Below are 12098 nucleotides of genomic sequence, written 5' to 3' on the forward strand. Positions count from 1 at the left end.
GCGGCTTGAAGGATGAAGTGTATAATGAGTTTTGCTATGCTTGCGCCCCGAACAAGCGGATAAGAGCTATTATGCAATCCTGGTATTTACTGTACTGCAAACGCGGGCAACTTCAGCGTGCCCAGGAACACCTCGAAAGACAGGCAGTAAACTGCCTGACGCCGATGATCACCCTGGAAAAAATAGTGCGTGGAAAACGTACCGCAGTCAGCGAGCCATTGTTTCCCAATTATCTGTTCGTGGAGTTCGATCCCGAGGTGATTCATACCACCACGATCAATGCCACGCGCGGCGTCAGCCATTTCGTTCGCTTTGGCGCATCCCCTGCTACCGTGCCTTCCAGCGTGATTCATCAACTTTCTGTCCACACACCGGTAGGCATTGTCGATCCGCAAACGCCTTATCCTGGCGATAGCGTCATTATCACTGAAGGCGCATTTGAAGGCTTACAGGCCATTTTCACCGAACCGGACGGCGAAGCACGATCTATGTTGCTGCTCAACCTGCTGAATAAAGAGGTTAAGCAGAGCGTGAAGAATACCGGTTTTCGTAAGCTTTAAATCCGTTGTGCTGGAAGACGGCATAACGGCTTACTCTGCCGGGAGAGTAATTCCAAATAGCGTTCTGACATTCGCATCCGTTGTGGTGGAAAGCCACTGCGGATCTTCCCCACGCCAGAAGGCTATGCGTTCAAGAATGTGCGGCAAATGTGCCGGTTCGTTGCGCCGCGAGGCGGGTTTAGGCGACAGATCGCGAGGTAACAAATAGGGGGCGTCTGTCTCGATCAGCAATTTCTCCGCCGGGATAAAGGGCAGTAGTTCGCGCAGTTCAAGCCCACGACGTTCATCGCATACCCACCCGGTGATCCCGATGTGTAACCCCCTGTCGACACAGTCCTGCATTTCCTGACGCGTACCGGTGAAACAGTGCAGCACCCCGCCAGGCAGTTTATCCAGCCACGGATCCAGCAGCGCCAGAAAGCGTGAGTGGGCATCACGGCAATGCATAAAGACCGGCATTTCTAACTCAGCGGCGAGTCGTAGTTGTGCGGTAAAGGCGTGTTCTTGTTCGTTCGGCGTGGAAAAATTACGGTTAAAATCGAGGCCGCATTCGCCAATCGCCACCACTTCAGGCAAACGCGCCAGTTCCGCAATTGCCGCTTCTGTTGCAGCCTGCCACTGGCTGCTGTCGTGAGGATGAACGCCTGCCGTTGACCAGCAGTTAGGGTAGTGCTGCGCCATTCGCTGCGCCTGCTGGCTTTCATGGAGATTGGTTCCCGTGAGAAGCATTCCCGCCACGCCAGCCTTAAATGCTCGCGCTACCACTTCGTTGCGATCTTTGGCGAACTGCGAACTGGTTAAATTCACGCCGATATCAAACATGCGTCTCTCCATATGACAACCGCCCTGACGGGCGGTTGAAATTATTCTTCAGTCTTTTCGGCTTTCTCAGCTTCGGCGGCCATTTCTGCCTCGTTATCTTCATCCCTCGACCGTCGCTTACCCACATAAAAACGAGAGAAGAAAACACCAATTTCAAACAGGCAGTACATGGGAATAGCCAAAAGCGTTTGCGAAAAAACGTCCGGCGGGGTCAGCAACATCCCGACGACAAACGCGCCAACCAGCACATAAGGCCGTTTTTTACGCAAATCATCAGGTGTAGTTATCCCCATCCAGCATATCAACACGATAGCGACCGGTACCTCAAACGAGACACCAAATGCCATAAACAGCGCCATCACGAAGCTCAGATAACTGGCAATGTCCGTCGATACCTGAACACCTTCCGGCGCGGTATTGGCAAGAAAACCAAACGCCAGCGGGAAGACGACGAAGTAGGCAAACGCCATACCGATATAAAACAATAATGAACTGGAAACCAGCAGCGGCACCACCAGGCGGCGTTCATGCTTATACAGCGCCGGCGCGATAAAAGCCCAGACCTGATAGAGGATCACTGGCGCTGACAGAATCAGCGACACCATAAAGGTCAGCTTGATAGGGGTAAAAAACGGCGATGCGACATCTGTCGCAATCATCGTAGCCCCCTGCGGCAGCTGTTTGATGAGCGGCGCAGAAACCAGGTGATAGATGTCATTGGCAAAATAGACCAATGCCAGAAAGATCACGATAACCGCAATGATGCAGTTAAGCAGACGTTTACGCAGCTCGATCAGATGCGTGATAAGCGGTTGAGTATCTTCTACAGCCATGTTTACGGTTTATCACTCGACGTAGGGGAAGTGCCTGCAACAGGCGCTGCGGATTTCGGTTGAGCATCCATCACGTTTACAGCAGGGGGATTATCTTCTGCCATCTTCGGTGTCTGTTCCGGCGCGCTGGCCTGAGCTTCAGCAGTGGCAGGCGTGACGCCCTCATGCTGTTCTTCGTTCCCTTTCACCACCGGATTATGGATGGTATGTGCTTCATCGCTGGCTTTTTCCGGATCATTCACACTGTATGAGCGCTTCATTGATTCGGCCGCCTGACGCAGTTCATCCATTGATGCTTTCAGTTCCGGCGTCAGGGTCTCCAGGCTCGCTTTTTCAACCTTTTTCAGGCTGTCCTGAAACTCCTGGAGTTTAAGTTCCTGGGTCAGTTCATTCTGTACGGTTGTTGCAAGGGAACGCAAGGCGCGCACCCAGCCGGCAATCGTTTTGACTGCCACCGGGAGTCGCTGTGGCCCCAGCACAACGAGGCCGATAATGAACACCAGTAACAGTTCGCTAAAACCGATATCAAACACGAATTACACCTGCTCTTTATCGTGACTTTTCGCGTCTTCTTTTTTAGCATCTGCCGGTTTTTCAGCGATAGACTTAGCGGTAAAGTCAGCATCCTGGCTGGTTTTATCCTGTTTAGTGTCTTCATCGCTCATCGCTTTTTTGAAGCCTTTGATGGATGCGCCGAGATCGGAACCGATGGAGCCGAGTTTTTTGGTGCCAAACAACAGTACAACGATGACGGCAATGATCACCAACTGCCAAATACTGATACCACCCATACATGTTCCTCGTGATAGATGATGATTAAATTAATTAGATCACATTATACTTTACGCGACCCATTCAGAGCGATGAAAAAATCAGCGAGTTTTGCGCCAACCGACAATCCAGGCGACCAGCCCACCCGCCATTAACCAGCCAGGCATGAAGCCCCACTCTGGTCGATTAATCAGCAAAAATGTCCCGCTCAACAGTAACGTCGCACCAATTCCAAATAAGTAACGGGATTGGCCCTGACGTACATGGTTAGCCTGAAGCTCGCGCGCAATCTTATCAACGCTGTGCTGTAAATATTTGCCCTGGCGCAAACTGTCGTATACCAATTCAGGTAGTTCTGGCATTTTTTCGACCCAGAACGGGGCTTTTTCTTTAAATGCCCGTACCAAAGCCGGAATACCGACCTGATCTTTAATCCACGACTCAAGGAAGGGCTTCGCCGTTTTCCACAGATCTAACTGCGGATAGAGCTGCCGCCCCACACCTTCAACATACAGTAAGGTTTTCTGCAGGAGTACCAGTTGCGGTTGCACTTCCATGTTAAAGCGACGTGCAGTGTTGAACAGATTTAACAGCACGTGACCAAATGAAATTTCCGCCAACGGTTTTTCGAAGATAGGCTCACAGACGGTGCGAATGGCAAACTCAAACTCTTCCACGTTGGTATCCGGTGGCACCCAACCGGAATCGACGTGCAGTTCAGCAACTTTGCGATAATCGCGATTAAAGAAAGCGATGAAGTTTTCCGCCAGATAACGTTTGTCTTCTTTATTGAGGGAACCGACGATGCCGCAATCAATGCCGATGTATTTCGGGTTATCCGGATGTTCATAGCTGACAAAGATATTTCCCGGATGCATGTCAGCATGGAAGAAGCTGTCGCGGAATACTTGGGTGAAGAAAACCTGTACCCCACGCTCTGCCAACAGTTGCATGTTGGTGCCGTTCTTCTCAAGCGCCGCCACATCGGAAACAGGGATACCGTAAATGCGCTCCATCACCATCATATTCTCACTGCAATAGTCAGAATAGACCTCTGGGATGTAGAGCATGGGGCTGTCTTCAAAGTTTCGACGCAGTTGAATGGCGTTGGCCGACTCGCGCAGCAGATTCAGTTCATCTATGAGCGTCTTTTCATATTCCCGCACCACTTCCGTTGGTCGCAGACGGCGGCCATCCGGCAATAAGCGCGGCACCCAACGGGCGAGGCGATAGATCAGTTTCAGATCCGCTTTAATCACCGGCAGAATGTCCGGGCGAATCACTTTGATGACGACTTCTTTGCCAGTGGTTTTCAGCCTGGCCGTGTGAACCTGGGCAATCGATGCGGACGCCAGGGGCTGGATGTCAAAATCATCAAACCAGGCCTCAACGGGAAGTCCCCCCATTGCGGCTTCAATCTGTTCTTTTGCCTTTGCGCCATCGAATGGCGCGACTTTGTCCTGTAAAAGCGCAAGCTGATCGGCAATCTGCGGCGGAAAAAGGTCGCGACGAGTGGAGAGCATTTGACCAAACTTGATCCACACCGGCCCCAGCTCTTGCAGTGCCAGTCTCAGCCGCTCACCAAGCAGTTTTTCTTTATGCCGGTTCGGCATCCAGAACAGGCTGTAACGCCATAACCTCAGCGGCAGTGTGATCCGCATTTTGGGAATGAGCTCATCAAGTCCGTAGCTTAAAAAGGTGCGAATGATGAAATATAGGCGCCGTACTTCACCTGGCGTCATTGAGCCTCCAGTTTTTCCAGTCGCTTGCTCAGCGCATCAACAGCGCGTTCCACTGCCGCCGTTTCTTCCGCAAACCAGGCGACCTCAAGCGGTCCCGGAGCCATTCGCCACTCTTCAGTTATCGCTTCAGCGACGTAACGCTGCTGACGCTGGATCCCGTGACGAAGAAATTTGGCTCCGCCGCGCAGGACTTTGCCGATCCCCTCTGCGGCGATATCGCCAGTATAAGGGGCCAACAGTTCGGCGGGGTCGAATTCCGCCAGGTCAGCAAGCGCCACGAAATTCTGTACTACCTGTATGTCGCCCACCACTTCCAGTTCGCCACTGCGAATTAACGCAGCGAGCTGCTGGCGGTCACGCAATTTTGGCAGCACGCTGGCATGGGTAATGACGGTACAATCCGCCTCGTCCGCCCACTCGCCCAGTACGTCAACCTGACGCTCGCTGAATACCAGAATTAAAGAGGTCGAAAAGCCTTTTAGCTCCACACGTAGCACTTTGCCCAGCAGACGCGCACGCGCGGTTTTCAACGCGGGCGAGCGATACAGAAAAGTATTGAGCAGACTTTCCATTCCTGCGGTCACTAAGGGTTTAAAAGGCATCCCCGCTCTCCTGTCAGAACTTATAGCCGCGATGTAGCGCAACCACACCCGCAGTCAGGTTGTAATAGTCGACGCTTTCGAATCCGGCGTCCTGCATCATGGCTTTAAGGGTGTCCTGATCCGGATGCATACGGATGGATTCAGCCAGATAGCGATAGCTGTCGGCATCATTAGCGACCATCGAACCAATACGCGGCAGGATATGGAAAGAGTATGCGTCGTAGGCTTTGCTCAGCGGCTCAATAATTGGCTTAGAAAACTCAAGCACCAGCAGACGACCACCTGGCTTCAGTACGCGGAACATCGAACGCAGGGCTTTGTCTTTGTCCGTGACGTTACGCAGACCGAAGGAAATAGTGATGCAGTCAAAGGTGTTATCCGGGAAGGGCAGCGCTTCGGCATTCGCCTGGACGTATTCAACGTTGCCGATGACGCCAATATTGCGCAGCTTTTCACGGCCCATTTTGAGCATCGAGTCGTTAATGTCGGCCAGGACCACTTTGCCCGTTTCCCCCACCATGCGGGAGAATTTCGCCGTCAGGTCACCTGTACCACCGGCCAAATCAAGCACTGTCTGACCACGACGCACGCCGCTACAGTCAATGGTGAAGCGCTTCCACAAACGATGTATCCCGAAGGACATCAGATCATTCATGACATCATATTTTGATGCCACTGAATGAAAAACGTGGGCCACCATGTCCGCTTTTTGCTCTTTAGCAACGGTCTGAAAACCAAAGTGCGTCGTTTCTTGTGAATTATCCACCATCTCAGTGCCTGCTCATCAAAAAATTGTTCAAGAAGTGTAACAGATTGGGGCGCAATGCCCTACCCTTCTGCCCGGTCCGCTAACTCCAGACGACTTAAAGTGATTGCTGCTTTATCTCGTCATCGTCGGGATAAGGCGTGTCATCCGCTTCTTCAGCGACCGATCGCAAACGATACTCTTCATCTTGCGATGTGGCGTGTTCCGCCAGTTCCGGATTAATCTCGCGTTTTATTTCTACGCCCAACCCGCGAAATGCTTCCGCCTGCGCCAGCACATTACCGCGCCCTGAAGAGAGTTTTTTCATTGCCTGACGATAGTTATCCTGCGCTTTGTCCAGGCTCTGTCCAATGGAGGACATATCGTCAACAAACAGTCGCAGCTTGTCGTAAAGCTTACTGGCACGATCGGCAATCTGCTGCGCATTGCGGCTTTGATGTTCGTAACGCCAGAGGTTAGCAATAGTACGCAACGCTACAAGCAGCGTCGTTGGGCTGACCAGCATTATATTATTTTTGAGCGCTTCGGTAATCAGTTCGGGTTGCCTGTCCAGCGCTAACAGAAATGCAGGCTCCACGGGAACGAACATCAGCACATAATCCAGCGTGCGTAAGCCCGGAAGCTGCTGATAATCCTTACGCCCCAATAAGCGAATGTGGTTACGCACCGACGCAATATGTTCCTGAAGCGCACTTTCACGGGTGTAATCATCTTCGGCATTAAAGTAACGTTCGTAGGCCACCAGCGTCATTTTGGCGTCGATCACCACATCTTTGCCCTGCGGCAACCGCACAATCACATCGGGCTGCATCCGCGAACGAACGTCATTTTCGAGGCTCACCTGCGTTTCGTATTCGTAACCTTCGCGCAGACCAGAAGCTTCCAGAACGCGAGTCAGCACCACCTCGCCCCAGTTGCCCTGGGTTTTGTTATCCCCTTTCAGCGCACGCGTCAGGTTAACGGCCTCCTGCGCCATTTGCGCATTAAGCTGTTGGAGATTGCGGATTTCGTGCGCCAGGGTATGACGCTCGCGCGCTTCCTGACCAAAGCTCTCCTGCACCTGGCGACGAAAGCCGTCTAACTGTTCACGTAGCGGCGTCAGCAAACCATTAAGGCTCTGCCGGTTTTGCTCATCAACCCGGCGATTACTTTGTTCAAATATCCGGTTAGCCAAGTTTTCAAATTGTTCGCTGAGGCGCTGCTCGCTGTTTATCATCTGGCGTATTTTCTCTTCCGCATGCTGCTGCGTTGCTTCCATCCGCGTTGTGACTTCACGCAGATCGGCTTCAAGGGAGGAGTTAATGCTGCGCAGATTGCGCAATTCGTTATTGAGCATTTCACACTCATCGCGCCAGTGGTCACTTTGAGCAAGCTGTTGTTTTGTCGCGCTTAATGCCGCCACCATCTCTTCGCGCTCGGCGAATTGTTCGGCTTTTTGTTGCGCATGCTGATAGCTGGCAATCAGCCAGCCAAGCGCAATGCCCACCAGTGCAATCACCGCATAAATGACGATTGAGATATCCAAAATGCCTCCCGACGCTACAACTCACCCGCACAACATAGAATTGTGCTGTATAAACGTCCAGTTTTAAAGGAATTTCCTGCGAGGCGCTACGCAAAAAATAAAGGCCGAACGTATCGGCCTTTTATCTCAGAGAGGAGGACTAGATCAGACGACGTGCCGCTTCCACCACGATTTTCACCGCATGGCTTTCGGTTTGCTTCATCGTTTCGGCGTTAGGGATCTCTTGTTGGGTACGATTAACGATAACGCCCGCAACCATCCCTGCGCGCAGACCCTGGCTTGCACACATGGTCAGCAGGGTGGCAGATTCCATTTCATAGTTCATTACGCCCATGGCCTGCCACTCTTCCATCGAACCTTTGAAACGGCTTACCACACGACCAGAGTAGGTATCGTAGCGCTCCTGGCCTGGGTAGAAGGTATCTGAAGAAGCGGTGACGCCAATATGCGTCGTCGCGCCAACGGATTTAGCGGCTTCAACCAGCGCTGTTGTACATTCGAAATCAGCTACCGCCGGGAATTCCATCGGAGCAAAATGCAGGCTCGCGCCATCCAGACGAACAGACGCTGTAGTAACCAAAACATCACCCACATTGATATGTGGCTGAATCGCCCCGGTAGTACCGATGCGCAGGAAGGTGCGAATGCCTAACTGCGCCAGTTCTTCAACCGCAATAGATGTTGACGGACCACCAATCCCGGTCGAGCAGACAATAATGGCCTTACCATCCAGTTCTGCACGCCAGGTCGTGAATTCGCGATGTGATGCCAGCTTAACCGGCTTATCCATCAGCGCGGCGATTTTTTCAACACGCTCCGGATCGCCAGGGACGATAGCCAGCGTAGCCCCTTGTAAATCGTTTTTAGTGAGGCCGAGATGAAAAACATCAGACTTAGACATATACAACTCCTCTGTGATTCGGTTTTTGTCAGAAGAAGCAAAGCGGTACTTTACCGAAGGTACTGAGATGTTTTCGTGACACTCATCACCATGACGATATTCGATTGCATTAATTTACCTTGAGATAGTGATTTAGATCACAATAAAGACCCGTCACTTTCTTTTTCTGCTTAACAATCGAACTGTCCAGGGCAGTGTGGTTTGATAAAGGCTGTCTATAGTTAACGTTGCGCTATTTTTTAAGGGTACGGAGAATACCATGACACTAACACAACAAACTGGCTTTGCACCTGCGGCCTCTCCCCTTGCCTCAACAACGGTTAATACCCCGGATGATACGATTGTCGCCGGCATGACGTCGATCCCTTCCCAGGGTGATGATATGCCAGCGTATCACGCCCGACCAAAGCAGAGCGATGGCCCGCTGCCAGTGGTCATTGTAGTGCAAGAAATTTTTGGCGTGCATGAACATATCCGCGATATTTGCCGTCGCCTGGCGCTGGAAGGGTATCTGGCTATCGCACCAGAACTCTATTTTCGCGAAGGCGATCCCAATGACTTCGCCGATATTCCGACGCTATTAAGCGGTCTGGTCGCCAAAGTGCCAGACTCTCAGGTGCTGGCCGATCTGGATCACGTCGCCAGTTGGGCCGCCCGAAACGGTGGCGATGCACATCGACTGATGATCACCGGCTTTTGCTGGGGCGGTCGGATTACCTGGCTGTATGCCGCGCATAATCCGCAATTAAAAGCAGCCGTTGCCTGGTATGGCAAGCTGGTTGGTGATAAGTCTCTGAATTCACCAAAACATCCTGTCGATGTGGCGACCGACCTGAATGCCCCGGTGTTGGGACTCTACGGTGGTCAGGATAACAGCATCACGCAGGATACTGTTGAAACCATGCGTCAGGCGCTGCGTGCCGCTAACGCCACAACGGAAATTATCGTCTACCCTGACGCCGGACACGCGTTTAATGCCGATTATCGTGCCAGCTATCACGAGGAATCTGCGAAAGACGGCTGGCAGAGAATGCTTGAATGGTTTGCCAGGTACGGTAGCAAGAAGTAAAAGGTGAAATGCCGGGCGGCGGCTTCGCCTCACCCGGCCTACATATTAACTCTGACGCAGGTTCTGCGCCGCTTGCACCATGTTCGCCAGCGCGGCGCGGGTTTCTGGCCAGCCGCGGGTTTTCAGGCCGCAATCCGGGTTTACCCACAGGCGCTGCGCCGGGATACGCTGTGCCGCTTTTTTCAGCAACGCTTCTATCCACTCCACGCTCGGAACGTTTGGCGAGTGAATGTCGTACACGCCCGGTCCAATTTCGTTCGGATAATCGAACTCTTCGAACGACTCCAGCAGTTCCATATCTGAACGCGAGGTTTCAATGGTGATGACATCCGCATCCAGTGCTGCGATGGAATCCATAATGTCGTTGAACTCGCAATAACACATATGCGTATGGATCTGCGTGTCGTCTTTCGCCACTGCCGCATTGATGCGAAAAGCCTCCACGCCCCACTGCAGGTACGCGTCCCAGTCACTGCGGCGTAGCGGCAGACCTTCGCGCAGCGCCGGTTCGTCAATCTGAATGATGCCAATACCTGCGGCTTCCAGATCGGCGACTTCATCACGCAGCGCCAGCGCAATTTGCTTCGCGATGGTTTCCCGCGTCACGTCCTCTCGAGGGAACGACCAGCACAGAATGGTTACCGGCCCGGTGAGCATCCCCTTCACCGGTTTGTCAGTCAGGGATTGCGCATATTTCGCCCATTCCACGGTGATCGGCTCCGGACGGCTTACGTCACCGATAACCACCGGCGGCTTCACGCAGCGGGAACCGTAGCTCTGCACCCAGCCGTTCTGGGTAAAGACAAACCCGTCCAGATGTTCACCAAAGTATTCCACCATGTCGTTACGCTCAGCTTCGCCGTGAACCAATACATCCAGCCCTAAGCGCTCCTGCTCAACAATCGCCTGTTTGATGTGTTCAGCGATACCGGTACGGTAGTTGCCCGCATCCAGGTTGCCCTTTTTGAAGTCCAGACGCAGGCCGCGAATCTCGGTGGTTTGCGGGAAAGAGCCTATCGTCGTCGTCGGCCATGCAGGCAGGTTGAAGCGCGCACGCTGCGCCTCAGCACGTACCTCATAGGCGCTCTGGCGCTGGCTGTCCTGTGCCGTAATAGCCGCCAGACGTTTTTCAACCGCTGCGTTATGTACGCGGGTTGAGTGACGACGGGCCTGAATCGGCGCGCTCCATTGGGTAATCGCCGTTGTGTCGCCACTGTTCAGCGCATCGCGCAGCAGTGCCAGCTCTTCACATTTTTGTAAGGCAAAAGCGAACCAGCTCTTCACTTCTGCATCCAGGCGGGTTTCAACACTCAAATCAATGGGGCTGTGCAGAAGGGAACAGGACGACGCCACCCACAGAGCACGTTTTCCGACGATGTCTTTAATTTGGGTATATTTTTCCGTCAGATCGGCGCGCCAGACGTTACGTCCATTCACCAGACCGGCAGACAACAGCCAGTCAGCAGGCAGACGCTGGTGCAATTCCGCCACGTCGTCTTTACCGTGGACCAGGTCAACATGCAGACCCTGCACTGGCAAAGCGGTGATGGTGTTGAGGTTCGGCGTCACGCCTTCGAAGTAAGTGGTCAATAACAGTTTCACCTGACCGGCAAGCGCGTCATAAGCCACCTTAAAGGCGTTAAGCCATTCCTGCGGGAGTTCCAGTACCAGTGCAGGTTCATCAATTTGCACCCACTCAACGCCGCGTTTCGCCAGTTCAGCCAGCACCTGCTGATATACCGGCAGGATGTCGTTCAGCAGACTCAGGCGTTCGAACTGTTCGCCTTTTACTTTGCCCAGCCACAAGTATGTCACCGGCCCTAGCAGCACGGGTTTGATCTTATGGCCCAGGGCCAGCGCTTCGTCCACTTCATCCAGCAATTGAGTCCAGGTCAGTTTGAACTGCTGCCCCTTAACGAACTCCGGCACCATGTAGTGATAGTTAGTGTTAAACCACTTGGTCATTTCTGCCGCCGCCGCCGGCTCTCCGGTTGGCGCACGGCCACGACCAATGCGAAACAACGTATCGAGATCGACCGTGCCCTCATTGTTCTGATGACGAGCCGGCACATTACCTAACAGCAGACTGGTGGTCAGAACATGATCGTACCAGGCGAAATCCCCCACCGGCAGCAGGTCAATGCCCGCTTGTTTCTGCTGATCCCAGTGGCGTGCGCGCAGTTCACGCCCCACCGCCAGCAGTTCTTCACGTGTGGCGTTACCCGCCCAGTAGCTTTCTTGCGCTTTTTTCAGCTCGCGACGCAGGCCAACGCGAGGGAAACCGAGGGTGTGATTAATAATTGTCATATTTTCTTCCTCTAATTATTGGTAAATCCTTTGGATTTTGAATTTAGGGAAGGCGGCAAGTTTGCTCATCCTCGGGCGCTTACAAGTCGTAAGTGTCCGGGGTGAGTAAACGCAGCCAACGCATCATAAATTTAAAAGATGAAGGATTTTAGCCGTCTGGATGTTTACACATCCATAATTGACAGTTACTGTATATTCCT

At 52.8% G+C, this 12098-nt stretch carries 12 protein-coding genes; 2 read left to right on the forward strand and 10 right to left on the reverse strand.

Going from position 1 to position 12098, the window contains the following annotated elements; all coding sequences use genetic code 11:
• Positions 1-71: 71 nt before the first annotated feature.
• Positions 72-560 (forward strand): transcription/translation regulatory transformer protein RfaH, encoded by a 489-nt coding sequence (gene rfaH / locus HVY19_RS20040; protein WP_181682317.1) that lies wholly within the window; start codon positions 72-74, stop codon positions 558-560.
• 30 nt (positions 561-590) lie between these two features.
• On the opposite strand, the gene tatD is transcribed toward rfaH, so the two are convergent.
• The 9 genes from tatD to udp all read right to left on the reverse strand — a co-directional run bounded on the left by tatD (position 591) and on the right by udp (position 8522).
• Positions 591-1382, reverse strand: a complete 792-nt coding sequence (gene tatD, locus HVY19_RS20045) for a 3'-5' ssDNA/RNA exonuclease TatD (protein ID WP_181682318.1) — start codon at positions 1380-1382, stop codon at positions 591-593.
• Positions 1383-1423: 41 nt separating this feature from the next.
• Entirely contained in the window at positions 1424-2215 is a 792-nt protein-coding gene (gene tatC / locus HVY19_RS20050) for a Sec-independent protein translocase subunit TatC (RefSeq protein ID WP_181682319.1), read from the reverse strand.
• Positions 2216-2217: 2 nt separating this feature from the next.
• Positions 2218-2748, reverse strand: coding sequence for a Sec-independent protein translocase protein TatB (gene tatB, locus HVY19_RS20055; RefSeq protein WP_181682320.1), 531 nt, complete (start codon positions 2746-2748; stop codon positions 2218-2220).
• 3 nt (positions 2749-2751) lie between these two features.
• Positions 2752-3006, reverse strand: a complete 255-nt coding sequence (gene tatA, locus HVY19_RS20060; RefSeq protein ID WP_181682321.1) for a Sec-independent protein translocase subunit TatA — start codon at positions 3004-3006, stop codon at positions 2752-2754.
• Between the two features lie 81 nt (positions 3007-3087).
• The gene (ubiB, locus tag HVY19_RS20065) at positions 3088-4728 is read right to left on the reverse strand and encodes a ubiquinone biosynthesis regulatory protein kinase UbiB (protein WP_181682322.1); all 1641 of its coding nucleotides are present in this window, start codon (positions 4726-4728) and stop codon (positions 3088-3090) included.
• Entirely contained in the window at positions 4725-5330 is a 606-nt protein-coding gene (ubiJ, locus tag HVY19_RS20070) for a ubiquinone biosynthesis protein UbiJ (RefSeq protein WP_181682323.1), read from the reverse strand. The genes ubiB and ubiJ overlap by 4 nt, the downstream gene beginning before the upstream one ends.
• 13 nt (positions 5331-5343) lie before the next feature.
• Positions 5344-6099: a bifunctional demethylmenaquinone methyltransferase/2-methoxy-6-polyprenyl-1,4-benzoquinol methylase UbiE gene (ubiE, locus tag HVY19_RS20075; RefSeq protein ID WP_181682324.1), complete on the reverse strand. Its 756-nt coding sequence runs from the start codon at positions 6097-6099 to the stop codon at positions 5344-5346.
• Positions 6100-6193: 94 nt separating this feature from the next.
• Positions 6194-7621 carry a DNA recombination protein RmuC gene (gene rmuC, locus HVY19_RS20080; protein ID WP_181682325.1) on the reverse strand — a complete coding sequence of 476 codons (1428 nt, stop codon included), beginning with the start codon at positions 7619-7621 and terminating at the stop codon, positions 6194-6196.
• A gap of 139 nt (positions 7622-7760) precedes the next feature.
• Positions 7761-8522: a uridine phosphorylase gene (gene udp / locus HVY19_RS20085; protein WP_181682326.1), complete on the reverse strand. Its 762-nt coding sequence runs from the start codon at positions 8520-8522 to the stop codon at positions 7761-7763.
• 259 nt (positions 8523-8781) lie between these two features.
• Here udp and HVY19_RS20090 point away from each other — a divergent pair, with 259 nt between their 5' ends.
• Positions 8782-9591, forward strand: a complete 810-nt coding sequence (locus HVY19_RS20090; protein ID WP_181682327.1) for a dienelactone hydrolase family protein — start codon at positions 8782-8784, stop codon at positions 9589-9591.
• 45 nt (positions 9592-9636) lie between these two features.
• Here the strand turns inward: HVY19_RS20090 and metE are convergent, their stop codons facing one another.
• Positions 9637-11898, reverse strand: a complete 2262-nt coding sequence (gene metE / locus HVY19_RS20095) for a 5-methyltetrahydropteroyltriglutamate--homocysteine S-methyltransferase (protein WP_181682328.1) — start codon at positions 11896-11898, stop codon at positions 9637-9639.
• Positions 11899-12098: the final 200 nt, after the last annotated feature.

It is taken from the genome of Citrobacter sp. RHB25-C09 (genome assembly GCF_013836145.1).
Classification (GTDB): Bacteria; Pseudomonadota; Gammaproteobacteria; order Enterobacterales; family Enterobacteriaceae; genus Citrobacter_A.